This window comes from Streptomyces sp. NPDC005774, from assembly GCF_042871645.1.
Classification (GTDB): Bacteria; Actinomycetota; Actinomycetes; order Streptomycetales; family Streptomycetaceae; genus Streptomyces; species Streptomyces pratens.
Genome location: NZ_JBIAIV010000008.1, coordinates 38,547 through 64,680, shown reverse-complemented (window position 1 = coordinate 64,680; position 26,134 = coordinate 38,547). Strand labels below are relative to the sequence as shown.

22 protein-coding genes are annotated in these 26,134 nt (G+C 74.1%); 18 read left to right on the top strand and 4 right to left on the bottom strand.

The annotated features are described in order from the left end of the window. Window positions 1-11: 11 nt before the first annotated feature. Entirely contained in the window at window positions 12-791 is a 780-nt protein-coding gene (locus tag ACFYQA_RS10135; protein WP_388914262.1) for a 4'-phosphopantetheinyl transferase family protein, read from the bottom strand. After that, on the bottom strand, window positions 784-972 hold the full coding sequence (locus ACFYQA_RS10130; RefSeq protein WP_355795245.1) for an MbtH family NRPS accessory protein: 189 nt from the start codon (window positions 970-972) through the stop codon (window positions 784-786). Before ACFYQA_RS10130 ends, ACFYQA_RS10135 begins: the two co-directional genes overlap by 8 nt. Before the next feature lie 315 nt (window positions 973-1,287). Here ACFYQA_RS10130 and ACFYQA_RS10125 point away from each other — a divergent pair, with 315 nt between their 5' ends. From ACFYQA_RS10125 to ACFYQA_RS10100, 6 genes are all read left to right on the top strand, one after another. Beyond that, the gene (locus tag ACFYQA_RS10125; RefSeq protein WP_388914259.1) at window positions 1,288-3,612 is read left to right on the top strand and encodes a lantibiotic dehydratase; all 2,325 of its coding nucleotides are present in this window, start codon (window positions 1,288-1,290) and stop codon (window positions 3,610-3,612) included. Next, window positions 3,612-5,171 carry an amino acid adenylation domain-containing protein gene (locus ACFYQA_RS10120; RefSeq protein ID WP_388914256.1) on the top strand — a complete coding sequence of 520 codons (1,560 nt, stop codon included), beginning with the start codon at window positions 3,612-3,614 and terminating at the stop codon, window positions 5,169-5,171. The genes ACFYQA_RS10125 and ACFYQA_RS10120 overlap by 1 nt, the downstream gene beginning before the upstream one ends. Continuing rightward, window positions 5,168-6,193 (top strand): threonine/serine dehydratase, encoded by a 1,026-nt coding sequence (locus tag ACFYQA_RS10115; protein ID WP_388914253.1) that lies wholly within the window; start codon window positions 5,168-5,170, stop codon window positions 6,191-6,193. The genes ACFYQA_RS10120 and ACFYQA_RS10115 overlap by 4 nt, the downstream gene beginning before the upstream one ends. Next, a complete protein-coding gene (locus ACFYQA_RS10110; protein WP_388914250.1) occupies window positions 6,190-6,444 on the top strand; it encodes an acyl carrier protein in 255 nt (84 codons plus the stop codon). The genes ACFYQA_RS10115 and ACFYQA_RS10110 overlap by 4 nt, the downstream gene beginning before the upstream one ends. A gap of 257 nt (window positions 6,445-6,701) precedes the next feature. Then, a complete protein-coding gene (locus ACFYQA_RS10105; protein WP_388914247.1) occupies window positions 6,702-8,999 on the top strand; it encodes a lantibiotic dehydratase in 2,298 nt (765 codons plus the stop codon). 116 nt (window positions 9,000-9,115) lie between these two features. After that, window positions 9,116-10,030: a DUF2510 domain-containing protein gene (locus tag ACFYQA_RS10100; protein ID WP_388914622.1), complete on the top strand. Its 915-nt coding sequence runs from the start codon at window positions 9,116-9,118 to the stop codon at window positions 10,028-10,030. 17 nt (window positions 10,031-10,047) lie between these two features. Here ACFYQA_RS10100 and ACFYQA_RS10095 read toward each other — a convergent pair whose 3' ends face one another. Further along, window positions 10,048-11,250 carry an amino acid deaminase/aldolase gene (locus ACFYQA_RS10095; RefSeq protein WP_388914244.1) on the bottom strand — a complete coding sequence of 401 codons (1,203 nt, stop codon included), beginning with the start codon at window positions 11,248-11,250 and terminating at the stop codon, window positions 10,048-10,050. Between the two features lie 266 nt (window positions 11,251-11,516). On the opposite strand from ACFYQA_RS10095, the gene ACFYQA_RS10090 reads away from it, so the two are divergent. The 4 genes from ACFYQA_RS10090 to ACFYQA_RS10075 all read left to right on the top strand — a co-directional run bounded on the left by ACFYQA_RS10090 (window position 11,517) and on the right by ACFYQA_RS10075 (window position 15,908). Then, window positions 11,517-13,388 carry a hypothetical protein gene (locus ACFYQA_RS10090; protein WP_388914241.1) on the top strand — a complete coding sequence of 624 codons (1,872 nt, stop codon included), beginning with the start codon at window positions 11,517-11,519 and terminating at the stop codon, window positions 13,386-13,388. Further along, a complete protein-coding gene (mycP, locus tag ACFYQA_RS10085; protein WP_388914238.1) occupies window positions 13,385-14,557 on the top strand; it encodes a type VII secretion-associated serine protease mycosin in 1,173 nt (390 codons plus the stop codon). Before ACFYQA_RS10090 ends, mycP begins: the two co-directional genes overlap by 4 nt. 46 nt (window positions 14,558-14,603) lie before the next feature. Next, entirely contained in the window at window positions 14,604-14,834 is a 231-nt protein-coding gene (locus ACFYQA_RS10080) for an e9imm peptide (RefSeq protein ID WP_388914236.1), read from the top strand. A 342-nt stretch (window positions 14,835-15,176) separates the two neighbouring features. Further along, the gene (locus ACFYQA_RS10075; RefSeq protein WP_388914233.1) at window positions 15,177-15,908 is read left to right on the top strand and encodes an SseB family protein; all 732 of its coding nucleotides are present in this window, start codon (window positions 15,177-15,179) and stop codon (window positions 15,906-15,908) included. Window positions 15,909-15,956: 48 nt separating this feature from the next. Here the strand turns inward: ACFYQA_RS10075 and ACFYQA_RS10070 are convergent, their stop codons facing one another. Next, window positions 15,957-16,334: a DUF1844 domain-containing protein gene (locus ACFYQA_RS10070; protein WP_386399268.1), complete on the bottom strand. Its 378-nt coding sequence runs from the start codon at window positions 16,332-16,334 to the stop codon at window positions 15,957-15,959. A 407-nt stretch (window positions 16,335-16,741) separates the two neighbouring features. On the opposite strand from ACFYQA_RS10070, the gene infC reads away from it, so the two are divergent. The 8 genes from infC to ACFYQA_RS10030 all read left to right on the top strand — a co-directional run bounded on the left by infC (window position 16,742) and on the right by ACFYQA_RS10030 (window position 25,868). Then, a complete protein-coding gene (gene infC / locus ACFYQA_RS10065) occupies window positions 16,742-17,446 on the top strand; it encodes a translation initiation factor IF-3 (protein WP_388914619.1) in 705 nt (234 codons plus the stop codon). A gap of 120 nt (window positions 17,447-17,566) precedes the next feature. Next, entirely contained in the window at window positions 17,567-17,761 is a 195-nt protein-coding gene (gene rpmI / locus ACFYQA_RS10060) for a 50S ribosomal protein L35 (protein ID WP_055574739.1), read from the top strand. Between the two features lie 100 nt (window positions 17,762-17,861). Then, complete coding sequence (gene rplT / locus ACFYQA_RS10055; protein WP_004933571.1) at window positions 17,862-18,245, top strand: 50S ribosomal protein L20; 384 nt, start codon at window positions 17,862-17,864, stop codon at window positions 18,243-18,245. Between the two features lie 131 nt (window positions 18,246-18,376). After that, window positions 18,377-19,255 carry a TrmH family RNA methyltransferase gene (locus ACFYQA_RS10050; protein WP_388914230.1) on the top strand — a complete coding sequence of 293 codons (879 nt, stop codon included), beginning with the start codon at window positions 18,377-18,379 and terminating at the stop codon, window positions 19,253-19,255. Window positions 19,256-19,385: 130 nt separating this feature from the next. After that, a complete protein-coding gene (locus ACFYQA_RS10045) occupies window positions 19,386-20,531 on the top strand; it encodes an ATP-binding protein (RefSeq protein ID WP_388914228.1) in 1,146 nt (381 codons plus the stop codon). 148 nt (window positions 20,532-20,679) lie between these two features. After that, the gene (gene pheS / locus ACFYQA_RS10040) at window positions 20,680-21,801 is read left to right on the top strand and encodes a phenylalanine--tRNA ligase subunit alpha (protein WP_388914226.1); all 1,122 of its coding nucleotides are present in this window, start codon (window positions 20,680-20,682) and stop codon (window positions 21,799-21,801) included. Next, window positions 21,801-24,377, top strand: coding sequence for a phenylalanine--tRNA ligase subunit beta (gene pheT / locus ACFYQA_RS10035; protein ID WP_388914224.1), 2,577 nt, complete (start codon window positions 21,801-21,803; stop codon window positions 24,375-24,377). The genes pheS and pheT overlap by 1 nt, the downstream gene beginning before the upstream one ends. 426 nt (window positions 24,378-24,803) lie before the next feature. Then, complete coding sequence (locus tag ACFYQA_RS10030) at window positions 24,804-25,868, top strand: PP2C family protein-serine/threonine phosphatase (RefSeq protein WP_388914222.1); 1,065 nt, start codon at window positions 24,804-24,806, stop codon at window positions 25,866-25,868. Window positions 25,869-26,134: the final 266 nt, after the last annotated feature.

Genomic DNA, 26,134 nt, shown 5'->3' with positions numbered 1-26,134 from the left:
CGCGGACGCCGTCAGGGCGTCCGCAGGGCCACCGCCGCCGCGTACCCCGCCGGGACCAGGATGTCCCGTACCGTCCACCCCGGTGCCGGGGCGGTAGGCAGCGGCCCCGTGCCGACGTAGTCCAGCGCCGGATCGCGCACCAGACCCGTGCCCAGGCCCTTGAGGTAGGCCTCCTTGCGCACCCAGGCCCGGGTGAACGCGGCCGGACGCTCGTGCGCGGGCAGCAGCGCCAGCTCGTCCGCCTCCGCCAGGTGCAGCGCCGACTGCGCGCCGAGCACCGCCCGCATGGTGGCCAGCCCCTCCACATCGACACCGACCGGCGCGGGGGCGAGCGCCACCATCACCAGACCCCCGCTGTGGGACAGCGAGAAGTGAACACCCGGCATGCGCAGGGCCGGCCGCCCGTGCGGTCCGCCGCAGCCCGTGCACGGTTTCCGCATCAGCGGCAGCGCGTCGGCGGGCACGCCGAGCAGGGTGCTCAGCACGTCGCGCAGGGCCGCGTGCGCGACCACGTACGCGGCCCGGTCGCGGTCGTGCCGGAACGCGCCGGCCCGGTCCCGCTCCTCCGCGTCCAGCAGTTCCCGCGCGTCCCGCAGGGTCCGCTCGTCCAGGGCACCGACGTGGGCCAGGTACAGCTCCAGCGGTCTCCTCAGCACGCGCGGACCCGGCGCCCGCGCCCGGTGCCGCAGCCCGGACAGGTCCAGTACGGCCGGGCACAGCAGCCCGGACGGCGCCGGCGGCGGGGCGTGCGCCGGCGGGTCCAGGAGCCGGCCCGCCCGTGGCTCAGACATCCGCCCCGGCCAGCCGGCGGCGCAGGCTGAGCGGGCGCATGTCCGTCCAGATCACGCCGATGTGGTCCAGGCACTCCTGCCGGCTGCCCCGCCGGCCCTCCGGGTACCACCCGGCGGGCACTTCACGGTCCGCCCGCCAGATCGAGTACTGCTCCTCGTCGTTGCGCACCACGAGATACACCTCGTCGGTGCCCGGGCGGGCCTCCTCGGCGCCCGAACCGGTCGCGGAGTGGGATTGCGTCACGGTGAACCTCCCGCAGGTGATGGGGCCGGCCGCAGGTCGGGACCGACGCCGACAGCGTGCCGGGCGGCCCCCCTGCCGGGGCAGGGACGAACGCGCCGAGCCCGCGGCGCGCGTTGCTGCCGGATCTTCTCTGGTGCCCTGCCGCCCCGGCGCGGGACGGTGCTGTACGCCCGGGGAGCTGGGCATCCCGGCGGCGGCCACGGCCCGGCCGAGCGGCCTCCCCCGCGCACCCCCTTCCGGAAGGAGCACGTGATGTCGGACGAGCACGCACCGGTCCTGCTGCCGGGCGGAGACTGGCGGCTCTGGGAGGAGTTCGCGCTGCGCGGCCCCGGCTTCCCCGCCGACGGCGTGCTGCGCCTGGCCCCGCCCGGACTGGCCGAGGCCGCCGACAAATTCGGCCCCGGCACCGATCTGTCGGGACCCGAGTGGCAGGCCTTCGCCGAGGAATTGTCGGCGGCCGCCGTGGACACCGCCCGCCACCTCCAGGAAGTCGCCGCCCAGCCCCGTTTCCAGGCGGCCCTCGCCTGGCAGAACCCTGCCGTCCTGCGCACCGGCATCGCCCCGTTCCTGCGCTGGACGCCCGGCGTGGACAGCCGCAGCAGCATGCCCCGCCAGCGCGAGGAACTGGTCGCCCACTACTGGCAGCGGTTCTGCGTGAAGAACGACACCATCGGCTTCTTCGGCCCCGTCGGCTGGGGCCGCTGGGACCTGTCGGCGCCGCACGCCGTCGCCGTGGACGCCGGCCGGGGCTTCCTCGCCGCGCAGGAGGTCTACTTCTCCGGCTGGGCCATCGACGCCCTGGCCAAGGTGCTCGCCGAGGACGAGGAACTGATGCGGTGGATCCCGCCGCGCCGGGTCTCCTTCGTCCACTGCCAGGACGGCACGGTACGGATCCCGGGACGGCCCGCCCAGCCCGTCGGGGAACTCCACCAGGCCGTGCTGCTGCGCTGCGACGGCACCCGGCACCTCGCCGCCGTCGCCGCCGACCTGGGCCTGGAGAGCGACGACGTCGCCGGCATCGTGCGCGAACTGGCCGGACGGCGCTGGGTGCAGTGGCGTCTGGAGGTGCCCGCGGCCACCCACCCCGACCGGGCCCTGCGCCACATCCTGGAGCGCGTACCCGACGAGGCCGTCCGCGGCCGGGCGCTGGCGAAGCTCGCCGTGCTGGAGCACGGCCGCGACGCCGTACGGGACGCCGGGACCGACGCCACCGCGCTGACCGCCGCGATCGGCGCCCTGGAGGCCGACTTCGCCGCCCTCACCGACAGTGAGGCCCAGCGCGCCAAGGGCGCACGCACCGCCCCCTGCCGGGGACTGGTGTACTCCGACGCCCGACGGTCGGCCACTGCCACGGCCGGACCCGCACTGCTGGCCCGTCTGGAGCCCCTCCAGCTGTGCCTGACGGCCGCCCGCTGGATGACGAACCGCTTCGCCGATGCCATCCGCGCCCGGCTGCGCACCGTCCACGACCGCCTGAGCGCCGACGGCACGCCCGTGGACCTCGCCACCCTGTGGATGAACACCCTGCCCTCCCCGCACCCGGACGCCGGCGACCTGATCGACGCCGTCCAGGCCGAACTGCGCGCCAAGTGGGCCCGGATCCTCGACGTCCCGCCCGGTGCCCGCCGCGTCCGCCTGACCACGGCCGAGCTGGCCGACCGGGTGCGCCGGGAGTTCGGCGAGCCCGGCGACGGCTGGTCCCTCGCCCGCTACGTCAGCCCCGACATCCTGGTCGTCGCCGAGGACGCGGACGCGCTCACCCGCGGGGACGTCGACCTCGTCCTCGGCGAGATGCACTGCGCTCTGAACACCATGGGCGCCTCCCTCTTCGTCCACCAGCACCCCGACCGCGACCGGCTGATCACCGAGACCAGCCGCGACTTCCCCGGCCCGCGCCTGCTGCCCACGCTGCCCAAGGAGCTGCCCCTGCGCTGGTCCACCCGCAGCCGGCCGTCCCTGGAGCGGCCCGAGGACCACTACGTGACCCTGGTCGACCAGACCGGCGACCCGCACCGCCCGAACTCGGTGCCGAGCGCCGACGTCCGCGTCGAGAACCGGGACGGCCGGCTGACCGCCGTGCTGCCCGACGGCAGCGCCCACGACGTGCTCGACGCCTACGCCAACACCCTCACCCAGCGCGTCATGGACCGCTTCACCCTCCGCGCCGAGGGCGAACACACCCCGCGCATCACCGTCGACCGCATGACCGTGGCCCGCGAGACCTGGCAACTTCCCGTCTCGGAAGTCGACTTCGCCGACGAGAAGAACGAGGCCGCCCGATTCGTGCGCGCCCGGCACTGGCGGCGCCGCCACGACCTGCCCCGCTTCGTCTTCATCGTCTCCCCGACCGAACCCCGCCCGTTCTACGTCGACTTCGACAGCCCCGTGTACGTCACCATCTTCGCCAAGGCGGCCCGCCGGCTCGCCCGCAAGGACCCCGGGGCCCGTCTGAAGGTCAGCGAGATGCTGCCCACCCCCGAGCAGTCCTGGCTCACCGACGACGACGGGCACCGCTACACCTCCGAACTCCGTTTCGTGGCCGTCGACCGGACCGTCACCGGCACGGAGGAGGCGTGATGCGCACCGTCGCCGACGACCTCGCCGCGCACGCCGCCCGCCACCCGGGGCGGATCGCGCTGGACACCCCCGCCGGTGAGATCACGTACGGTCGGCTGGCCGCGCGCGCCGAGGAGCTGACCCGGCTGCTGCGGGCCCATGGCGCCGGACCGGAGACGGTGTGCGCCGTCGCCGTCGAGCACGGCGCCGACGCGGTGGCCGCGATGTCCGCGGTCATCCGCTGCGGAGCCGCCTTCCTCACCCTGGACGTGGCCCAGCCCCGCGAGCGGCTGGCGGCCTTCGTCCGCGGGGCGGACACCCGTCTGCTGCTGAGCACCTCCGCGCACGCCCACGCGCTCGGCCTGGACATGCCCACGGTCCTGCTGGACCGTCCGGGCGCCGAGCCGGAGCGTTTGGGTACCGAGCCGGGCCGTCCGACCGCCGAGCCCGACGGTCCCACCGCCCCGCCGGACGAACCCGCGACGCCGCCCCCGCCCGTCGACCCGCAGGCCCTGGCCTACGTCAGCCACACCTCCGGCAGCACCGGGGATCCCAGCCCGGTCCTGGTCGAACACCACGCCCTCGACGCCTACCTGCGCGACACCGCACGCGCCTTCGGCCTCGGCCCGGACACCGTGGCCCTGCAGACCGCGCCGCTCGGCTACGACGCCTCGATCCGGGACACCTTCGCCCCGCTGCTGGCCGGCGCCCGGCTGGTGATCGCGGAGCGCGCCCGGCTGCTGCGCCCCGGCGACTTCGTCCGTACCGTGCGCGAACACCGGGTGACCGCGCTGCTCAGCGTCACCCCGTCCTTCCTGTCCCACCTGGCCGGGCAGCCGGACCCGGCCGACCCGCTGGCCGGCGTCACCCTGGTCGCCTCCAGCGGTGAGTCCCTGCGCCCGTTCCTCACCGCCGGCGGACGGCGGACGGTACCGGGCACGCTCGTCAACCAGTACGGCCCGACCGAGTGCACCATGACCACCACCCGCCACGCCGTCCCGGCCGATCCCGACACGGCCGCCGACGTGGTGGGCACGCCCCGGGAGGGCACGGTCGTCCGGGTGCTCGGCGCAGGCCTCGCACCGGTCCCCGACGGCAGCGTGGGCGAGGTGTACATCGGCGGCGCGGGCGTGGCGCGAGGCTACGGCGGACGCCCGGCCCGTACCGCCGAGTGCTTCCTGCCCGACCCCTTCGGACCGCCCGGCGCCCGCCTCTACCGCACCGGCGACCTCGGCCGGTGGGGCCCGCGGGGCCTGACCTACGTCGGCCGCACCGACCGGCAGGTCAAGATCCGCGGCCACCGGGTGGACCCCGCCGAGATCGAGGGCGCACTGCTGTCCCACCCGCGCGTCAGCGGCGCCGCGGTCACCGCGCACACCGACGACCGGGGACGGGTGTACCTGACCGCCCACGTCACCGGCGACCTGACCGCCACCGCCGACGCGGAGCTCCGCACCCACCTGGCCCGCTCCCTGCCTCCGCATCTGATGCCCCGCCGGTTCCAGCGCCACGACGAGCTGCCCACCACCCGGGGCGGCAAGGCGGACCGCCGCCGGCTGGTCGTCGGGAGTGCCCCGTGACCGCCACCGGTCTGCGGCCGGCCGCGGTCGGCACCCTGCCCGGCCCCGCCGACGTCGCCGCGGCGGCCACCCGGATCGCCCCTCATGTCCTGCGCACGCCCCTGCTGCGCGGCCCGGTGACGGCGACCCACGGGCCGGACCTGCTGCTGAAGGCCGAACACCTGCAGACCGGCCACTCGTTCAAGATGCGCGGAGCCGCCAACGCCGTTCTGGCGCTGGACGCCGACCGGGTCGTCACCGGTTCGTCCGGCAACCACGGCATCGCACTCGCCCGGCTCGCCCGCTCCCTCGGCATCCGGCTGACCGTCGTTCTCGCGGCGGGCGCGACCCCCGCCAAGGCCGCCGTCATCCGCGCGCTCGGCGCCGAGACGGTCCAGGTGGGCGGGGGAGTGGCCGAGCGGGAGGAGCGGGCCGGCCGGCTCGCGCAGGAGACCGGCGCCACCCTCGTGCCCTCCTCGGACCACCCCCTGGTGGTGGCCGGGCAGGGCACGGTCGGCACCGAACTGCTCGCCGACGCCCCCGGCACCGAGACGGTCTACGTCCCGACCGGCGGCGGCGGGCTCCTCGCCGGCGTCTGTCTCGCCGCCGCCGGCCACCCGGTCCGGGTGGTCGGCGTCGAACCGGCCCTGACCCCCCGCTACGCCCGCTCCCTGGCCGAGGGGCACCCGGTCCAGCTGCCGCCCTGCGCCACCGTCGCCGACGGCCTGCGCGGTCAGCGGCCGGGGCGCGTCCCCTACCCGATCATCCGTGACCGCGTCGACGACCTGATGGCCGTCGGCGACGCCGAGATCCTCGCCGCCGCCGCCCTGCTGCACCGCCTGGGCGTCGACGCCGAACCCAGCGGGGCCGTCGCCCTGGCCGGAGCCCTGCGCGCCGGCCGCCGCGAACGGGCCGTGGCCGTCGTCTCCGGCGGCAACACCCCCGCCCGCCTGCACGCCCTTCTCCGCCCACACACCGCGACACCCACGGAAACAACCGTGGAAACACCCACCGCGACAACCACCGAGGAGCGCACACCATGACCGAGAACGCCGCGACCGCAACCCGCACCGCCGACCTGCTCGTCGAGATCTTCCGCGACGTCCTGGGCCTGCCCGACCTGACCGCGGACACCGACTTCTACGAGGCGGGCGGCGATTCGCTCACCGCCTTCCAGATCACCGGCCGGCTCGAAGAGGTCCTCGGCGCGGAAGTTCCGGTCTCGCTGGTCTTCGCCTACCCCACACCGAGGGATCTGGCCGAGGTCGTCGACGCCGACCACGGCCGCTCCTGACCCCGCGGCACCCGCTCCACATCCACCGTGCGCCCCACCGGTCCCTGGCCCCGACGCGACCGCACGAGGACCAGGGACCGGCGCGCGCCGCGCACCCGTCCATGCCCGGTGCCGGCCCGAACTCTCTCTGCCCGCTCCCGACTGTTTCCCTCCCTGCCGTCGTGCCGCGTGCCCGCCCGACGTGCCATACCCGACGCGCCCACCCGACCCGCCCCTCCGCCCACCCGTTTCCCGCGCTCGCCAAGGAGAGCCCTGCCATGACCGAAGACCTCGTACCGTCCCTCGGCCGATGGCGTCTGTGGGAGCAGTTCGCGCTGCGCGGCCCCGGCTTCCCCGCCGACGGGGTGCTGCGGCTGGCCCCGCCCGGACTGGCCGAGGCCGCCGACAAGTTCGACGCGGACACCCCCCTCGACGGCACCTGCTGGGCGGACTTCACCCGTCTCTTCTCCGACGCTGCCGTGGAGACCGCGCACACCCTCCAGGACATCGCCCGCACGCCGTCCTTCCGGGAGGCGGTGGCCTGGCAGAACCGCCCGGTGCTCACCTCCGGCATCGCCCCGTTCCTGCGCTGGACGCCCGGCGTGGACAGCCGCAGCAGCATGCCCCGCCAGCGCGAGGAACTGGTCGCCCACTACTGGCAGCGGTTCTGCGTGAAGAACGACACCATCGGCTTCTTCGGCCCCGTCGGCTGGGGCCGCTGGGACGCCGCGACGTCCGGCGCCGTCGTCGACAGCGGATCCGGAATCGTCGCCGAGTCCACCGTCTACTGGGCGAGCTGGGGCATCGACGCGCTGGCCAGGACCTTGGACGCCGACCCCGGCCTACGGGAGTGGATCGCCCCCCGCCGGGTGCCCTTCGTGACGGTGGACGGCTGCCGGGTCCGTGTGCCCGGCCGGCGCCCGGTGACGGTCCCCGCCGAGACCGCGGCCGTTCTCGCCCTCTGTGACGGCGTCCGCCCCGCGCGGGCGATCGCCGCCGCGCTCCCGGATCACGACGTGTTTGACGTCCTCACCGACCTGGTCGCCCGCCGCTTGGTGGTATGGCGTCTGGACGTCCCTGCGGGCACCCACCCCGACCGGGACCTGCGTGCCTGGCTGGAGACCGTCGACGCGCCGGAACCGCGCCGACGGGGGCTCGCCGCGCTGGACCGGCTGGAGGAGGGCCGCGCGGCGGTGGCCGCCGCCCACGACGTGGACGCGCTGGCCGGCGCGCTGACCGGCCTGGAACGGGACTTCACCGAACTGACCGACACCGCCGCCGTGCGGGAGAAGTCCGCGTCGACCGCGCCGTGCCGGGCGCTGGTATACCACGACGCCCGCCGGTCCGCGACGGCCCGCCTCGGTCCCGATGTGCTGGAGGCACTGCGTCCGCTGCGGCTGCTCATGGACAGCGCCGGGTGGCTCACCTCACGGCTCGCCGACGTCGTACGGACCGGGACGCGCGCGGTGTACGAACGCCTCGCCGCCGAGGGACCGGTCGACCTGGCCGCCTTCTGGTTCGCGTGCCTGCCGGTGCTGCACGGCACCGCGCGCGCCACCGCCGGCGAACTCCAGGAGGAGTTCGCCGCCACCTGGCAGCGGATCCTCGCGATCCCCCCGGGCACCCGCCGGGTGACCGTCCGCTCCGCGGACATCGAGGCGGCGGTGCGGGAGGAGTTCACCGGCTCCGGCGGCTGGACGGCGGCCCGCTACCTGAGCCCGGACATCATGATCGCCGCCGACGGTGCCGAGGCGGTGGCCCGCGGCGACTTCACCCTCGTCCTCGGTGAACTCCACCTGGCCGCCAACACGCTGGGCGCCTCCCTCTTCACCCACCAGCACCCGGACGCCTGCGAACTGCTCCGTCTCACCGACCGGGACCACCCCGGGCCGCGCCTGCTGCCGCTGATCCCCAAAGAGCACCGTGCGCGCCTGTCCGCACGGGTCCGGCACACGCTGATACGGCCCCAGGACTACCAGGTCGCCCTGACCGACTTCACCGCGGACCCCGCCCGCCCCCGGGCCGTGCGCAGCGCCGACGCCGTCGTCGAGGAGCGCGACGGCGACCTCGTCGTCCGGCTTCCGGACGGCGCGCGGTTCCCGGTGACGGACGTCTTCTCACACGTCCTGACCACCCTGTCGATGGACCTCTTCCACCTCCTGCCGCCGGAGGGCCACACACCGCGCGTCACCGTCGACCGGCTGGTGGTGGCCCGGGAGACGTGGCGGCTGCCCGCGTCGGAGGCCGGTTTCGCCGACGACAAGGACGAGGCCCGGCGCTTCGTCCGCGCCCGGCGGTGGCGCGCCCGGCTCGGCCTGCCCCGCTACGTCTTCGTCGTCTCCCCGGCCGAGTCCCGGCCGTTCTACGTCGACTTCGACAGCCCCGTGTACGTCACGATCCTCGCCAAGGCGCTGCGTCGGCTGGCCCGCAGGGACCCACGGGGCACGGTCACGTTCACGGAGATGCTGCCCTCACCGGAGCAGACCTGGCTCCACGACGACGAGGGACGCCGCTACACCTCGGAGCTGCGCTTCGTGGCGTTCGACACGGAGACGATGCCGACCGGGCACCGCTGAACGCCGACGCCGACGCCGACGTCCGCGACCGGGGCGGCAACCTGTTTTGGGCGCGGACGAGTCACGGGAACGGAGGCGGGCTTCGCCGGTACTCCTCCTAGAGTGCCCGGATGAGCATGACGCCCGCACCCGGCTGGTACCCCGACCCGCACGCCCCGCACCTGGAACGCTGGTGGGACGGTGCGGCCTGGACCGGACACCGGCGTACCCCCGGGGTCCCCGGAGGGCCGGTGCCGCCGTCCCCCGGTGGCTCCGGCAGCCGTACCCCGGTGATCGCCCTCGTCACGGCGGCGGCCGTGCTCGTCGCCGCGATCGTCACCGGCGCGGTGCTGCTGGGCGACGACGACCCGGAGATCAGGACCGGCCCGACCACCGCACCGTCCGCCCAGGTACCGGACGGCGTCGGCCCCACCCCGTCCGGGCCCCCCTCGGAGTCCGCGTCCGGACCTCCCGCCGACGATCCGAACATCGTCGAGGACCAGCTCAACGGCATCACCTTCCCGCTCCTCGACGGCTGGGTGCGGCCGGAGAACGTCAGTCAGGACGACGTCGTCATGACCACCCCCGGCACTCACGACTGCCCGGGCGAGGGCAGCGTCTGCCGCCACGGCCTCGTCATGTCCCGGACGGTGACCGCGACCGATGAGACCTCGCCCGAGCTGCTCGCCGAGGAGGACGTCTCCGACGCGGTCGAGGACGCCTTCGAGGAGGACGCCCTCGACCGGAAGCCCTACGGCGGCATCGAGTCCCACAAGGTCGTGAAGTCCGGCCCGGTCGCGGTGGCGGGCCGCGCCGGGTACTTCGTCCGCCGGCAGGTGACGACCGGCAAGGGCCCCGGCGGGTACGTGCAGTCGCTGGTCTTCCCCTCCACCATCGGCACCGGGGCGCCGATCGTCGTCCGCTACGTCTTCGAGGCGGGCGACGGCGCACCGCCCCTCACCGACATGGACCGCATCACCCGGGGCATCCGCGCGGTCGGCGACGCGGACCCGGGCGGCGGCGTGGGCGACAGCGTCGGCCCCACCCCCTGACCCGCGCCGGACCGGACCTAAAGGAACGTCATGCCCTCGCCGCGGTACGTCGGTACGGTGTCCGTCACCGCGTCTCCCTCGATCAGCCGCAGTGCGTCGAACCGCTCGCACAGCTCGCCCGCCTTGGCGTGCCGGAACCACACCTTGTCGCCGATCAGCAGATCGTCGGCCGGCGGGCCCAGCAGCGGCGTCTGCACCTCGCCGGCCCCCTCCTGGGGGTCGTAGCGCAGACCTTCGGGCAGACAGGGCACCGGCAGCCGGTCGGTGCCGGCCGCGCCGGAGGCCGGATAACCGCCGCCGAGCACCGTGACCACGCCCACGCCCGGCCGCCGTACGACGGGCAGGGCGAAGAGCGCCGCCGGACGCCCGGTGAACGACGTGTAGTTGTCGAACAACCGCGGTACGTACAGCCCCGAACCCGCCGCGATCTCGGTGACCGCGTCCTCCTCGGCGGTGTACTGCACGCTGCCCGTACCGCCGCCGTTGACGAACTCCAGATCGGGCACGACCTCCCGCACCGCCCGCACCACCGCCGCTCGCCGCGCGGCGAGCTCCCGCCGGGCGGTGGCCTGCATCAGCCGCACGGCCCGGGACCGCAGCGGCTGCCCGGCCACCGCGTCGCCGACCCCCGCGACATGCCCCTCGTACGCCATGATCCCCACGACCTCGAACCCGGGGCGCCGGGCCGCCGCGCGGGCCACCTCGGCGACCTGCGCGGGGGAGTGGAGCGGGGACCGCCGGGCACCGACCCGCACCCGGCCGCCGAGCAGCTTCAGCGAGGTGTCCAGCTCCAGACAGACCCGCACCACCTCACTGCCGCCGGCGCGCGCGGCGTCGATCAGGTCCAACTGCGCCGGGTCGTCGACCATGACGGTGACGGCGGCGGCGAGTTTGGGATCGGCGGCCAGTTCGGCGTAACCGGAGCGGTCGGCGGAGGGGTAGGCGAGCAGGATGTCGTCGAAACCGGAACGGGCCAGCCACAGGGACTCGGCGAGGGTGAACGACATGATGCCCGCGAAGCCGTCCCTGGCGAGCGCCCGTTCGAGCAGGGCGCGGCAGCGCACGGACTTGCTCGCCACCCGGACGGGCTTTCCCCCCGCCCGGCGGAGCAGATCGTCCGCGTTGGCGTCGAAGGCGTCCAGATCCACGATCGCGAGCGGGGCGTCGAGATGGGCGGTGGCCTGTTCGTAACGGGCCCGGTCGGAGGCGCGCGCAGTCATGAACGCAGCCTGCCAGACAGGTCTTCCGAACGGGTAGGGGGACGTTCCGGGCAGATGCCGCGGGCCTGTGGACTGGTTCCCGTTCGGCCGGGGTCACGCCGTAGAGTGACGCGCACGCCCGGCGGCCCACGCCGGACAAAGGCCCGTGCCGGGATGACGCTTCTCCCGTGCGGGTATCTGTGCCCGGGACGACTTCGTACCGGGTCCGGCGGCAGACACCGGCCCGCGGCGAGGAAACGGTCCGGGCACGAGGAAACGGGGGGTGCATGAGCACGGAAGCGCGGCGCGCCTCCCACTCCCCGGGCCCCACGACTCCTCCGCCACCGTCCACGCCCCCGCGCCCGTCCCACCCGCCGGCCGGCGCGGACGAGGACACTCGTGAGCCGGACCGACGGCAGCCCGACGTCGGCACCGGACCGCATGAGACGCCCGCTGCGACGCCCACCGGGAGAGCGGCGGACGGCGCCGCACCGGTGCAGCCCAAGGGACGGACCTCCGGCGGAACCGGCGCGTTCGACGTGCGCCGGCCGGCCGCGGCGCCGTCCGCCGACACGGGCCGTGCGGAGGGCGGCGCAGGAGACACGCCCGTGCCCGCTCCCTCCTCCCCGGTGTCTCCCTCCGCCTCCTCGGCCTCGTCCTCGGTGGCTTCGCCGTCCCGGCCCCGCTTTCCGGGTTTCGGTGCCGGCGGGCAGGGCCGGCCGGTGGGCACGGGCGGCACGCCGCCGCCCCCGCCGAGGGCGTCCGCCCGCTTCCCGGACACCCCGCCGGCCGTGGGCCACGGGGCACCTTCCCCGGGCACCCCGCCGACCGGCTCGGCCACCGTGCCACCGCAGCCCACGCACGGCCCCACCCGCACCGGACAGCAATGGCCCGCCGAGCGGCGCCCCACCGCGGGCCGCGCGGACGCCCGCAGCACCGACGCGCGCCCCGAGCCCCCGTCGGAGACGACGACCCGTCTGCGTCCGGTCTCCGTACGGGCGTCCGCGCCGGCCCGGCCGGCCAGCCGGCCGGACGTGCCGCCGTACCCCGCCACGCCGGCCGGACCGGAGCGGGACCACGCGGCGCCCCCGGGGCCGCGGTTCGGCCCCGGGCACTCGGCCGCCGCGCCGCCGCCCCCGGCCGGGCCGCCCCGGCCGACCGGACCGGCGCCGGATCCCGCGCGGGACGAGGCGGCGTGGGTTCCGGCCTCGCGTCCGGGCGCCGACGAGCCGTACGGCACCGGGTGGGCGACCGCCGCGCCCTCCGGTCCAAGCGCCCCCGACCCCGGGTTCTCCTGGAGCGCTCCCATGGCACCCGGCGGTGCCTCCGGCTCCGGCCGGCCGGTCGTGACGTTCGCGCAGCCCGAGGGGTACGACGAGAACGCCCGGCCGCACCCGCTCGGCCGGAGGGGCCGCTCCCAGGTCGTGGCCGCCGCGGTCTGTCTCGTCCTCGGTGTGGGACTGATCGGCGGTGCCGTCGCCGGGAGCTGGCTCGCCGGGGACTCCGGTGAGAAGGGGGCCGACACCGGCTTCGCCGCCGCCGCAAGCATGTGGCACAACGTCCCCGTCGACGAGCTGTTCCCGCCCACCGTGCAGGGCGAAGGTGCCGGCCCCGGCGACGCCGACCGGGTCTGGACCCGGATAGCCGTGGCCCCGGACAGCGGCTGCGAGGACGCCTTCGACCCGCTGCTGCGCAAGCTGCTCGCCCCCCTCGGCTGCGAACGCCTGCTGCGCGCCACCTACACCGACGCCACCCAGAGCCATGTCACCACCGTCGGCCTGCTGTTCACCAAGGCCGACGCCGCCAACATGGTCTCCCTCGCCGGCCGCTTCGACAAGGAGCGCCTGGACCGCCGTACCGACCTGATACCCCGCCCGTACGCGGCGAAGGGCACCGCGGCCGCCGGCTTCGGCGCCGGGCAGCGCGCCGCCTGGGCGATCTCCGTCCTCACCGACGCCCCCGCCGTCGTCTACGCCGTGTCCGGCTGGGCCGACGGCCGCGACGCCGGCACCCCGCTGCCCGCCGAGGACGGCATGGAGTCCGGCGCCACCACCGCCCCCGCCCAGGCAGGCCTCGGCCACGAGGCGCGCGGCCTCGCCGACCGGGTCGAACGCGGCCTGCGCAAGAACGTCGATACGACCACGGAGCAGCCGTCATGAGGCCCGCGACCGCCCGAGCCGCCACCCTGAGCGTTCTACTGGCCGCGGGCCTCGCCCTGCTTCCCACCACCGCCCATGCGGACGGCATCCGCGACCGGCAGTGGGGACCGGAAGCCCTGCACACCCAGGAGGCCTGGCGCACCACCCGGGGCGCGGGCGTCACCGTCGCCGTCCTGGACACCGGGGTCGACGCCGAGCATCCCGACCTCGCCGGGAACGTTCTCGCCGGAAAGGACCTGGTCGGCTTCGGAGCCGAAGCCGGAGACCGCCCCTGGGCCCGGCACGGCACCGCCATGGCCGGCATCATCGCGGGCCACGGACACGGCGTGGGGAACGGCGAAGGCGTCCTGGGCATCGCGCCCGAGGCGAAGATCCTCCCCGTCCGCGTGATCCTGGAGGACGGCGACCCCTCCCGCGCCAAGGCCCGCAGGACCCGCGGCAACGCCCTCGCCGAAGGCATTCGCTGGGCCGCCGACCACGGCGCCGACGTCATCAACCTCTCCCTCGGCGACGACTCCGCCTCCGCTCACCCCGAGTCCGGCGAGGACGAGGCCATCCAGTACGCCCTCCGCAAGGGTGTGGCCGTCGTCGCCTCCGCGGGCAACGGCGGCGAGAAGGGCGACCGCGTCTCCTACCCGGCCGCCTACCCGGGTGTCATCGCCGTCACCGCCGTCGACCGCTACGGCACCCGCGCCCCGTTCTCCACCCGCCGCTGGTACGCCACGGTCAGCGCCCCGGGTGTCGACGTGATCATCGCCGACCCCGACCGCAAGTACTACGAGGGCTGGGGCACCAGCGCCGCCGCCGCGTTCGTCTCCGGAGCCGTCGCCCTGATCAAAGCGGCCCACCCCGGGCTGACCCCGGCCCAGCTCAAGAACCTCCTGAAGGACACCGCACGCAACGCCCCCGCCGACGGCCGCGACGACTCCCGCGGCTTCGGCTTCGTCGACCCGGCCGCCGCCATCGAGGCCGCCGCCCGGCTGAAGCCCGAGGGCCTGAAGTCGGCGGCCTACGGCGAGCAGTACTTCGGCCCCGGTCCGGACACCGCCGAGTCCGACACCGGAACCGCCGACTGGGCCGCCCCCCTCGCGGGCAGCGCGGGCGGCGTTCTCCTGGTCGCCACGATCGTCCTGTGGCGCGGGCGCCGCCCGGGCCACGAGGACGGCTGAGAGTCCGCCCGGGCGCGAGGACGGCTCGGCGGAGGGAGGGGGCCCGATGAGCGCTGTGGAGACGACCCGCGCGGAGGCGATCGCGCTCGTGCGGCGGATCATGCGAGCGGACCATGCCCCGGAGGACGAGGTGGCCGACTGGCTGGACGGACTCGACCGAGCACTGGGATGCCCGTCCGGACATGTCGGCGACTTGATCTTCTGGCCGCCGGAGCGCGGCCTCTCGGCGGACGAGGTGGTCGATCAGGCTCTGGCACATCGGCCGATCGCCCTGTGACGTGCTCCCGCGGGCCTTTCGGGGAAGGGCCCGCCCACGTGCGTCATCGCCGCTTGCCCCTGACTTGCGCGCGGAGGCCCAACCGCCCCGACGTCCTTCGTCGGTGAACGCCGCCACCGCGGCCCGCGCCGCCGCCTCCACCAGCGCCACGCCCCGGGCCATCGACGGATTACCGTCGACAGCGCGGCCACCATCAGGTCCCGGCCCCCGACCGTGACGCGGCCGGACGCTGTTCACGACCCACAGGCCGGTCGCGTCGCGCGGCACCCACCCGTTCTTCACCGCCCACGGCCGCCCGCCCACGTGCGAGCCTGCCGTCCCGGGCCGATAGGGTCGACGACCGTGGCGAACAAGAACATTCCCGACCCCGGCTACCGTGACGACGACGGCTCCGCCGACCCCCGGCTGAGTGCGGCACTCGCCGCCTGGGCCGAGGACGGCAACGCCGTCGCGCCGGTCCTCGACGCGCTCAAGGGCACCCGGCTGCTGGTTCCCGTGGTGGCCGTGCTCGGCGAGACCGAGGAGGACGAACGGGGGCTGCGCCGGGAGAAGACCAGTGACATGGCCGTCCCCACGCTGAAGGCCGGTGACCGCACCGCGCTGCCCGCCTTCACCTCCACCGACTCGCTCGCCCGCTGGGACCCGGCGGCCCGCCCGGTCGCCGTACCGCTGCACCAGGCCCTGCAGGCCGCCGCGCACGAGAAGGCGGACACGGTCGTCCTCGACATGGCCGGGCCCGTGCCCTTCGAACTGACCGGCCCGCTGCTGCTCGCGCTCGCCGAGGGGCGTACGACGACCGACCCGCTGGCCGACCCCCTGGTCATCGAGGCCCTGCGCGCCGTCGTCGCCGCGGAGCCCGCCGTCCTGCGCGCGCACCTCGGACCGGGACAGGCCGACGGCACCCTCGCCCTGGTCCTCGACCCCGCGGCCCCCGTCGCCGAGGCCGCCCGCGCCGTGGCCCAGCGCCTGGCCGCCGACGAAACACTGAGGGCCCGCCTGGTGCGCGGCCTCGACCTGGCAGTACTGCCGGCCGGGACGACGCCGCCGGGCGAGCCCTTCTACGTACGCGGGTGATCCGTACGTACCCGCATGCGGAGCCCGGACCACCGGGCTCCGGCACGCTCAGCCGTAGATCGCGCCCGTGTACTTCTCGCCCGGGCCCTGCCCCGGCTCGTCCTTGACGAGCGAGGCCTCACGGAACGCCAGCTGGAGCGACTTCAGGCCGTCGCGCAGCGGCGCCGCGTGGAAGGAGCTGATCTCGGTCGCGGACGCGTCCAGCAGGCCGGCCAGCGCGTGCACCAGCTTGCGGGCCTCGTCCAGGTCCTTGTGCGCGTCGCCGTCCTCGGTCAGACCGAGCTTCACGGCCGCGGCGCTCATCAGATTGACGGCGACCGTCACGATCACCTCGACGGCCGGGACTTCGGCGATGTCACGGGTCATGGCGTCGAAGTCGGGGCTGTCGGCGGTCTCGGGGGTCTCCGAGGGGGAGGTCTCACTCATGCCCCACACGATAGGGCCCGGCGCGTGTCCCCTTGACAGCAGGAGGGGCGCCGGCAGAAAGCGCGGGACAGGCGGTTAGCGCACCCCCGCGGAAGCTGGTAACCTCGTGTAACGACCGGTCGGACCCGTCTGCCCACAGCATGCGTGCCCGGCCCACAAGTGGAGGCTTTCGAACTCCCACCTGATCGTCCCCCCGGATGACAGGTCACCGGTCAGGCGGAGCCGCTCAGCGGTGACCCGCCCGAAAGTGCGCCCCGCGGTGACCGCGGCGGTGCTCCGGTAGTTCGAGGAGCCCCGCCTGTGATCGTCCGGGGCATTTTTGTTGCTTCGGCGCGGTTAGGTCTAACGAACACAGACGTTACGCGGCTGTCCGCCAGACCGTCGCGTGGTGCTATCGAGGAGGATCCATCAGCGCCGAACCCCGTATCAACGACCGGATTCGCGTTCCCGAGGTGCGACTTGTCGGTCCCAGTGGCGAGCAGGTGGGCATTGTCCCGCTGGCCAAGGCACTGGAGCTTGCGCAGGAGTACGACCTGGACCTGGTCGAGGTCGCGGAGACTGCCCGCCCGCCCGTGTGCAAGCTCATGGACTACGGGAAGTTCAAGTACGAGTCGGCCATGAAGGCCCGTGAGGCGCGCAAGAACCAGGCGCACACGGTCATCAAGGAAATGAAGCTCCGGCCGAAGATCGACCCGCACGACTACGACACCAAGAAGGGTCACGTCGTCCGGTTCCTCAAGCAGGGCGACAAGGTCAAGATCACGATCATGTTCCGTGGTCGCGAGCAGTCCCGGCCCGAGCTGGGTTACCGGCTGCTGCAGCGGCTCGCGGAGGACGTCCAGGACCTCGGGTTCATCGAGTCGAACCCGAAGCAGGACGGCCGGAACATGATCATGGTTCTCGGTCCGCACAAGAAGAAGACCGAGGCGATGGCCGAGGCCCGCCAGGCGCAGGAAGCCCGCAAGGCGGACGCGAAGGCCCACCCCGGCCGCTCGCAGAACGTCGCGGAGTCTGAGGATTCGGCGGACGCTGAAGCACCGGCTGAAGCACCGGCCGAAGCGCCGGCCGAAGCACCGGCTGAAGCACCGGCCGAAGCTCCCGCCGACGTGTGACCGCATGACCTCGGGGGCCCGCCGGCCCTCAGGACATAACCGAAACAAGTACGACGCTCCACCGTGCCCGGTTTTCGTGACCGGGCACCGGAGCGCCACCGACGAGGAGATAACGGCGCCATGCCGAAGAACAAGACGCACAGCGGTGCCAGCAAGCGCTTCAAGGTCACCGGCTCCGGCAAGGTGCTCCGTGAACGTGCCGGCAAGCGCCACCTGCTCGAGCACAAGTCGTCCCGTGTGACGCGTCGCCTCACCGGCAACGCCGAGATGGCCCCGGGCGACGCCAAGAAGATCAAGAAGCTTCTCGGCAAGTGACGTTCCGGCGCTCCGGCGCCCTAGGTACGTCAGGACCGGGACCCAATCGATTTCGGGCCGCGTGACCATCAACCGCGGCCCCGCTACAAGGAGTTAAAAAGTGGCACGCGTCAAGCGGGCAGTCAACGCCCACAAGAAGCGCCGGGCGATCCTCGAGCAGGCCTCCGGCTACCGCGGTCAGCGTTCGCGCCTGTACCGCAAGGCCAAGGAGCAGGTCACCCACTCGCTGGTCTACAACTACAACGACCGCAAGAAGCGCAAGGGTGACTTCCGTCAGCTGTGGATCCAGCGCATCAACGCCGCTGCCCGCGCGAACGGCATCACGTACAACCGCTTCATCCAGGGTCTGAAGGCCGCGAACGTCGAGGTCGACCGCAAGATCCTGGCCGAGCTGGCCGTCAACGACGCCACCGCCTTCGCCGCGCTCGTCGAGGTCGCCCAGAAGGCGCTGCCGGCGGACGTGAACGCGCCCAAGGCCGCGTGACGCCGCGCCGGCCTCGAACCGGCGTGATCCAACGGACCCGCAGGCGCTGCCTGCGGGTCCGTAGTCTGTGCGGAAGCTTCCGTGGCACCGCGCGGGAGCTGCCACGGAAGCCGAGAGCGAAAGTGAACCGAATGCCCCCCGCCACCCCCGAGTTGATCTCCTCCCGCTCGCCCCGCGTGTCCGCCGCGCGGCGGCTGGCCAAACGGAACTTCCGGGGCAAGGAGCGCCTGTTCCTCGCCGAGGGGCCGCAGGCCGTACGAGAGGCCGCCGTTCACCGGGGCACCGCCGTTCACCGGGGCACCGGCGCCGCCACCCTCGTCGAACTGTTCGCCACCCCGGAGGCCGCCGAGCGGTACGCGGACATCATCGGCGCCGCCCGGGACGCCGGCGCCCGCATCCACCTCGCCGACGAGCAGGTCGTCGCCGACATCTCCACCACCGTCACCCCGCAGGGCCTCGTCGGCGTGTGCCGCTTCCTCGACACCCCCTTCGAGGAGATCCTCGCCGCCCGCCCCCGGCTCGTCGCCGTCCTCGCCCACGTACGCGACCCCGGCAACGCCGGCACCGTCCTGCGGTGCGCCGACGCCGCCGGCGCCGAGGCCGTCGTCCTGACCGACGCCTCCGTCGACCTGTACAACCCCAAGGCCGTACGCGCCTCCGTCGGATCGCTGTTCCACCTGCCCGTCGCTGTGGGCGTCCCCGTCGAGCGCGCCGTGGCCGCCCTGCGGGACACCGGCGTACGGGTCCTCGCCGCGGACGGCGCCGGCGACCGCGACCTCGACGACGAACTCGACCACGGCACCATGGGCGGGCCCACCGCCTGGATCTTCGGCAACGAGGCATGGGGGCTTCCCGAGGAGACCCGGGCGCTCACCGACGCCGTCGTGCGTGTTCCGATTCACGGAAAGGCCGAAAGTCTGAACCTCGCCACCGCCGCCGCCGTATGTCTCTACGCGTCGGCGCGTGCACAGCGCGCCGTCGGAGGGTGCCGCTCCGTCACCGAGAGCTAGTAAGGTGACCTGCCCGGGGACCCTCCCCCAGCTCTCGGCCGTACCCCAGGCTCCCCGGCTCCGACCGGACCGGGGCACCCCGCCCGAGCGCGGGGCACCCCGAGGAAGTGCGGAGAGGTGGGATACGGGGATGACCGTCGGCACGAGCAGTGCACCGGGAGCACCTCGGGCGGCGCGCCCGCCCGCGCCCCGGTCCGCCGGCCCCGCCGAACTCGGCATCGACCCCGACCAGCTGCCCGACGGCCTCGTCGTCGCCGACGAGCACGGCAGGGTGATCTGCTTCAACGCCGCCGCGGCCCGCATCGCCGCCGTCCCCGCCGAGCGTGCCCTCGGCCAACGGCTCGACGAGGCGCTGCCGTTGGAGGACCTGGAAGGCCGGCGCTGGTGGCAGCTCACCGATCCCTACGGCGGCCTCGCCATCCGGGTGGGGCAGCCCGAGCGCAACCTGCTGCTGCCCGGCGGCCGGGAGGTCCTCGTCTCCGCTCGCTACGTCCGCACCCGGCCCACCGGACCGGTCCACCGCGTCGTCGTGTCGCTGCGCGACACCGAGGCCCGGCGCCGCACCGAACGCAACCACGCCGAACTGATCGCCATCGTCGCCCACGAACTGCGCTCCCCGCTCACCTCCGTCAAGGGCTTCACCGCCACCCTGCTCGCCAAGTGGGAGCGGTTCACCGACGAGCAGAAGCAGCTGATGCTGGAGACCGTCGACGCCGACGCCGACCGGGTCACCCGGCTCATCGCCGAACTCCTCGACATCTCCCGCATCGACTCCGGGCGCCTCGAACTGCGCCGCCAGCCCGTCGACATCGGAGCCGCCGTCGGACGGCACATCCAGGCGTACGTCGCCGCCGGACAGCCCGCCGACCGGTTCCTGCTGCGGATCCAGCACCCCCTGCCCGACCTGTGGGCCGACCCCGACAAGGTCGACCAGGTGCTGAGCAACCTGCTGGAAAATGCGGTGCGCCACGGCGAGGGAACCGTCACCATCGACATCACGCCCTCGGCGTCCCCCCGAGACCGGGAGAACGGCGAGCACGCGGCCACGTCGGTCACCGTGAGCGACGAGGGTCCCGGCATCCCGGAGGAGTCCATGAACCGCGTCTTCACCCGCTTCTGGAGGGGCAGCAAGCGCGGCGGCACCGGCCTTGGGCTGTACATCGTCAAGGGCATCGTCGAGGTCCACGGCGGCACCATCACGGTCGGCCGCGCCCCCGGTGGCGGTGCGGAACTCCGATTTACGTTGCCCGTGGCGGCCCCCGCGTATCTCAGCTAGCGCGCGCCCGGGGCCCCACGGGCGCATTCACGGTCCCTCACCCCGTTAGACTCGGCCTCTGGCACCTTTGTGTCCCACAGACGGAGACGCTTCGGCCACGAGCCGGTGACGGGGACCATCAGCCAGTCAATCGGAAGTACGGGAAGAGATGTCGGCACCCAATAAGTCGTACGACCCTGTCGAGGTCGAGGCGTTGAAACCGGAAGAGATCGAGCGCATGCGGGACGAGGCGTTCGCCGCCTTCGCCGCCGCGGACTCCCTCGACGCCCTCCACGAGGCCAAGATCGCCCACACCGGCACCGCCTCGCCGCTGGCCCTCGCCAACCGCGAGATCGGCGCCCTGCCCCCGCACGCCAAGGCCGACGCGGGTAAGCGCGTGGGCCAGGCGCGCGGTGCGGTGAACAAGGCCCTCGCCGGCCGCCAGAGCGAACTGGAGGCCGAGCGGGACGCCCGGGTCCTGGTGGAGGAGGCGGTCGACGTCACCCTGCCCCACGACCGCGTACCGCCCGGCGCCCGGCACCCGCTGACCACGCTGTCCGAGCGCATCGAGGACATCTTCGTGGCCATGGGCTACGAGGTCGCCGAGGGCCCTCAGGTCGAAGCCGAGTGGTTCAACTTCGACGCCCTCAACATCGGCCCGGACCACCCGGCCCGCGGCGAGGCCGACACCTTCTTCGTGCAGGGCCCCCAGGGCGGCACCGAGTCCGGCGTCGTGCTGCGTACCCACACCTCGCCCGTGCAGATCCGCTCCCTGTTCGGCCGCGAGCTGCCGGTCTACGTGATCTGCCCCGGCCGCGTCTACCGCACCGACGAGCTGGACGCGACCCACACCCCCGTCTTCCACCAGGTGGAACTCCTCGCCGTGGACGAGGGCCTCACCATGGCGGATCTCAAGGGCACCCTGGACCACATGGTGCAGTCGCTGTTCGGCGAGGGCATGAAGACCAGGCTGCGGCCGAACTTCTTCCCCTTCACCGAGCCGAGCGCCGAGATGGACATGCTCTGCTACGTCTGCAAGGGCGAGTCCGTCGGGAACCCCGACCGCCCCTGCCGCACCTGCTCGTCCGAGGGCTGGATCGAGCTCGGCGGCTGCGGCATGGTCAACCCGCGGGTGCTGACCGCCTGCGGCGTCGACCCGGAGAAGTACAGCGGCTTCGCCTTCGGGTTCGGCATCGAGCGGATGCTGATGTTCCGCCACAACGTCGAGGACATGCGAGACATGGTCGAGGGTGACGTCCGGTTCACCCGGCCGTTCGGGATGGAGATCTGATGCGGGTCCCGCTTTCCTGGCTGCGGGAGTACGTCGACCTGCCGGCCACCGAGACCGGCCGCGACGTGCAGGCCAAGCTGATTTCGGCCGGCCTCGAGGTCGAGAGCGTCGAGCATCTCGGTGCCGACCTCAAGGGCCCCCTGGTCGTCGGCCGGGTGCTGACCATCGAGGAGCTGGAGGGCTTCAAGAAGCCGATCCGCTTCTGCACCGTCGACGTCGGGCAGGCTGGGGGCACCTCCCAGGCTTTCGGCTCTGGGGGAGGCACCGGTGAGCCCCAGGAGATCGTCTGCGGCGCCCGCAACTTCGCGGTCGGCGACAAGGTCGTCGTGGTGCTCCCCGGCGCGGTCCTGCCCGGCGGCTTCGCGATCGCCGCCCGCAAGACCTACGGCAAGGTCTCGCACGGCATGATCTGCTCCAGCGACGAGCTGGGCATGGGCGACGACGGCACCAAGGGCATCATCGTGCTGCCGCCGGAGACCGAGATCGGCAAGGACGCCGTCGAGCTGCTGGAACTGGTCGACGAGGTCCTCGACATCGCCGTCACCCCGGACCGCGGCTACTGCCTGTCGATGCGCGGCGTGGCCCGTGAGACCGCCACCGCCTACGGGCTGCCGCTGCGCGACCCGGCCCTGCTCGACGTTCCCGGCCCGAACGCCTTCGGCTACCCGGTCAAGGTTTCCGACCCTCTGGGCTGCGACCGCTTCACCGCCCGCACGGTGACCGGACTCAGCCCCGACGCCCGCTCCCCGATCTGGCTCACCCGCCGGCTGCAGAAGGCCGGCATGCGCCCGGTCTCCCTGGCCGTCGACGTCACCAACTACGTGATGCTGGAGCTCGGCCAGCCGCTGCACGCTTACGACCGCTCCCTGGTCCAGGGCACCATCGGCGTGCGCCGGGCCGAGCAGGGCGAGAAGCTCACCACGCTCGACGGGGTGCAGCGCACCCTCGATGCCGAGGACCTGGTGATCACCGACGAGCGCGGCCCGATCGGGCTCGCCGGTGTCATGGGCGGCGCCGACACCGAGATCGCCGACCTCCCCCGGTCTCGAACAGACTCGACCGGGGGGACCCCCACCCTCGGCCGGGCGACCTCCGAGGTCGTCGTCGAGGCCGCGCACTTCGACCCGGTGCCGATCGCCCGTACGGCCCGCCGGCACAAGCTGTCCTCCGAGGCGTCCCGTCGCTTCGAGCGCGGCGTCGACCCGCAGGCCGCCGCCGCTGCCGCGCAGCGCACCGTCGACCTGCTGGTGCTGCTCGCCGGCGGTACGGCCGAGGCCGGGGTCACCGAGTTCGTCGCCCCGTCCGCGCCGCACACCCTCACCATCCCGGCCGACCACCCGGACAAGGTCGCCGGTGTCGCCTACGGCCGGGAGACCGTCGTACGCCGCCTCCAGCAGGTCGGCTGCGACGTCTACGGCCAGGACGAGTTGATCGTCACCGTGCCGTCCTGGCGGCCCGACCTCACCGATCCGAACGACCTGGCCGAAGAGGTCATCCGGCTCGAGGGCTACGAGAACCTGCCCGTCACCCTGCCCCGGCCGCCCGCCGGACGCGGGCTGACCTCCCGGCAGCGGCTGCACCGCCGGACCGGCCGGGCCCTGGCCGGCGCCGGATACGTCGAGGCGCCCAACTACCCGTTCATCGGCGAGCAGATCTTCGACCAGCTCGGCTTGGACGCGGACGACCCGGCCCGCCGGGTGGTGAAGCTGACCAACCCGCTCAACGACGAGGAGCCCGCGCTGCGCACCTCGCTGCTGCCGGGCCTGCTCGGCGCGCTGCGGCGCAACGACGGACGCGGCAGCCACGACGTCGCGCTGTTCGAGACCGGCCTGGTCTTCAAGCCGCGCGAGGAGCAGCGCGCCGCCGTCCGCCTGCCCGTGGACCGGCGGCCCACCGACGAGGAACTCGCCGGGCTCGACGCGGCGCTCCCGGACCAGCCGCGGCACGTCGCCGCCGTTCTGGCCGGCGCCCGCGAACAGGCCGGCTGGTGGGGCGCGGGCCGCCCGGCAGACTGGGCCGACGCGATCGAGGCCGCCCGCAGCGTCGCAGCCGAGGCGGGCGCCGAACTCGTCGTCCGCCAGGGCCAGTACGGCCCGTGGCACCCGGGCCGCTGCGCCGAACTGGCGGTCACCGTCGACGGCACCGAGCGCGTCGTCGGCCACGCGGGTGAGCTGCACCCGCGCGTGGTGAAGAACCTGGGTCTGCCCGCGCGCACCTGCGCGATGGAGCTCGACCTGGACGCGCTGGAGCAGGCCGGCGAAGGCACCCCGCAGGCGCCGGGCATCTCCACCTTCCCGGTCGCCACGCAGGACGTCGCCCTGGTCGTCGACGGCTCCGTGCCGGCCGCGGACGTCGAGGCGGCCCTGCGCGAGGGCGCCGGTGAACTGCTGGAGTCCCTCCGCCTGTTCGACGTGTACGAGAACGCCGAGCAGCTGGGCGAGGGCCGCAAGTCCCTGGCGTACGCGCTGCGGTTCCGCGCGCCCGACCGCACGCTGACGGTCGACGAGGCGTCCGCGGCCCGCGAATCGGCGGTCGCCCTCGCGGGCGAGCGCACCGGGGCAACCCTGAGGGGCTGACGCCCTCCGGGCCCGGAGGACTCCTCGGGGCCCACGGCGTTCTTCGGGGACCGCGTGTCCGCCGCGCACGGCTCGTTCGTGCCGTGGCCGGATACGCGGTCCCCGCGCGCTCGAGGGGTCCACGACCGCCCGGCGGATCATGCCGGAGGTCCGCCGGGCGGTCGCGGGGCCCCAGGGTTACTGCGAGCAAGACCCGCGGTCTGTGGCTGTGGGTGGTGGGGGGTGGGGCCTCCGCGAAGCCGGACAAGGTTCAGCCGTCCCACAGGGCCGTATGCGCCCCACGCACATCCGTTCCCTTCGGTTACCTCACTCGTTCGGGTGACATTTCCGGGCGATACGTCCGGATCGGGTGATCCGGTCGACAGAATCGGACCGGCCTCTCGAGGCCGGTCTGTACTGGCAGGGCCAAAATGGGGGGCCATCGGCATGATCCGCTTCAAGGGTGGGGCGCCCCGCACAGGGCGGTCCAGGACCAGCTCACGGGGGCCGAGCGCCCCCTGGCGACCCGACCACTGCCCGCTGCTGCGCCGAGCACTCGCCTGCGGACTGCCGCCCACGGTCCTCGGCGCTCTCGGTACCGGACTGGCCCTGCACGTCGGGCGGAGCCTGCTGCGGGAGGTGCGGCGCAGCCGCACGATCACCCGTACCGCGCAGCGCATGCTGCGGCCGCCTCCCCGCGTCGACGGGCTGGCCGTCGCGGCCGTCCAGCTGTCCGCCGGCCGGGGCGCCCGGATCGGCGGCGATCTGTATGAGGTGGTCGCCACCGAGTACGGCGTACGGGCGGTCATCGGCGACGTCCGCGGACACGGGCTCGGAGCCGTCCCCACCGTCAGTGCCGTTCTCGCCGGCTTCCGCGAGGCCGTGCACGAGGAGCCCGACCTGGCAGGAGTCCTGCGCCGGCTGGAGCGGGCGATGGACCGGCACCTGCGGGAGCGGGCACGTGCCGAGCGCCTGTCGGCGGGGACCGGCCACGCCTTCCGGACCGCCGAGGAGTTCGTCACCGTCCTGCTGCTCGAGATCCTCCCCGGCGGGGAGATGCGGGCCCTGAACTGCGGGCACCCCTGGCCCCATCTGCTGAGCGGTCCACGGGCCGAACCGCTCTCCCGCACGGACCCGCTCCCGCCGCTCGGCCCGTTTCCGCTGCCCGCCGAACTCCCCGTCATCGTCTGTGCCCCGCTGCTGCCCGGCGACACGCTCGTCCTGCACACGGACGGCGCCGAGGACGCACGGGACGCCGGCGGCCGTTTCTTTCCGCTGCCCGAGGTGCTCGCCTCGGCCGCCCGCGAGGACCCGCCCACACCGCAGGCCGTCCTGCGGACGATCCTCACGGCGCTGGTCCACCACACCGATGGCCCGCCCAAGGACGACGTCGCCCTGCTGATCCTCAGGAACGAGCGCCCGTCCCCCCGCGCCCCTTCGGGGCCGGGGGGCACCGCGCGGTCCGGCACGACGGACCTTTCCCCGGCGAACCCGCTGCAGCATCCGGCATGACCCGGGCGCCCGGAGGGATCGCCGGGGCCGGCGATGCCGTCCGCCCCGCCACGGAGTGTCGGGCAGGCAGCCGGGCGGACGGCATGGAAGCGGGCCGCCGCACTGTAGGAGGGGGAGCCGGCGGCCCGGCCGGCCTCTTTCGAGGCACCTCAGTCAATCCGTCGGCAACTCTCCGCAACAGTGCGCACACCCTGCGGATGCGAGCACTCCGTTCGCACCCCGTGTGAACACCCAGCCACTACTCTGTCGGCACCGATCCCCCCGGG

Excerpts from the sequence above, each read along its gene's own strand:
- ACFYQA_RS10050 (WP_388914230.1), top strand. The coding sequence starts at position 18,377 with ATGCCCCCCGCCACCCCCGAGTTGATCTCCTCCCGCTCGCCCCGCGTG.
- ACFYQA_RS10030 (WP_388914222.1), top strand. The coding sequence starts at position 24,804 with ATGATCCGCTTCAAGGGTGGGGCGCCCCGCACAGGGCGGTCCAGGACC.
- ACFYQA_RS10125 (WP_388914259.1), top strand. The coding sequence starts at position 1,288 with ATGTCGGACGAGCACGCACCGGTCCTGCTGCCGGGCGGAGACTGGCGG.
- ACFYQA_RS10135 (WP_388914262.1), bottom strand. The coding sequence starts at position 791 with ATGTCTGAGCCACGGGCGGGCCGGCTCCTGGACCCGCCGGCGCACGCC.
- ACFYQA_RS10120 (WP_388914256.1), top strand. The coding sequence starts at position 3,612 with ATGCGCACCGTCGCCGACGACCTCGCCGCGCACGCCGCCCGCCACCCG.
- mycP (WP_388914238.1), top strand. The coding sequence starts at position 13,385 with ATGAGGCCCGCGACCGCCCGAGCCGCCACCCTGAGCGTTCTACTGGCC.
- pheT (WP_388914224.1), top strand. The coding sequence starts at position 21,801 with ATGCGGGTCCCGCTTTCCTGGCTGCGGGAGTACGTCGACCTGCCGGCC.
- ACFYQA_RS10110 (WP_388914250.1), top strand. The coding sequence starts at position 6,190 with ATGACCGAGAACGCCGCGACCGCAACCCGCACCGCCGACCTGCTCGTC.
- ACFYQA_RS10100 (WP_388914622.1), top strand. The coding sequence starts at position 9,116 with ATGACGCCCGCACCCGGCTGGTACCCCGACCCGCACGCCCCGCACCTG.
- ACFYQA_RS10045 (WP_388914228.1), top strand. The coding sequence starts at position 19,386 with ATGACCGTCGGCACGAGCAGTGCACCGGGAGCACCTCGGGCGGCGCGC.
- rpmI (WP_055574739.1), top strand. The coding sequence starts at position 17,567 with ATGCCGAAGAACAAGACGCACAGCGGTGCCAGCAAGCGCTTCAAGGTC.
- ACFYQA_RS10095 (WP_388914244.1), bottom strand. The coding sequence starts at position 11,250 with ATGACTGCGCGCGCCTCCGACCGGGCCCGTTACGAACAGGCCACCGCC.
- pheS (WP_388914226.1), top strand. The coding sequence starts at position 20,680 with ATGTCGGCACCCAATAAGTCGTACGACCCTGTCGAGGTCGAGGCGTTG.
- ACFYQA_RS10090 (WP_388914241.1), top strand. The coding sequence starts at position 11,517 with ATGAGCACGGAAGCGCGGCGCGCCTCCCACTCCCCGGGCCCCACGACT.
- ACFYQA_RS10080 (WP_388914236.1), top strand. The coding sequence starts at position 14,604 with ATGAGCGCTGTGGAGACGACCCGCGCGGAGGCGATCGCGCTCGTGCGG.
- ACFYQA_RS10070 (WP_386399268.1), bottom strand. The coding sequence starts at position 16,334 with ATGAGTGAGACCTCCCCCTCGGAGACCCCCGAGACCGCCGACAGCCCC.
- ACFYQA_RS10105 (WP_388914247.1), top strand. The coding sequence starts at position 6,702 with ATGACCGAAGACCTCGTACCGTCCCTCGGCCGATGGCGTCTGTGGGAG.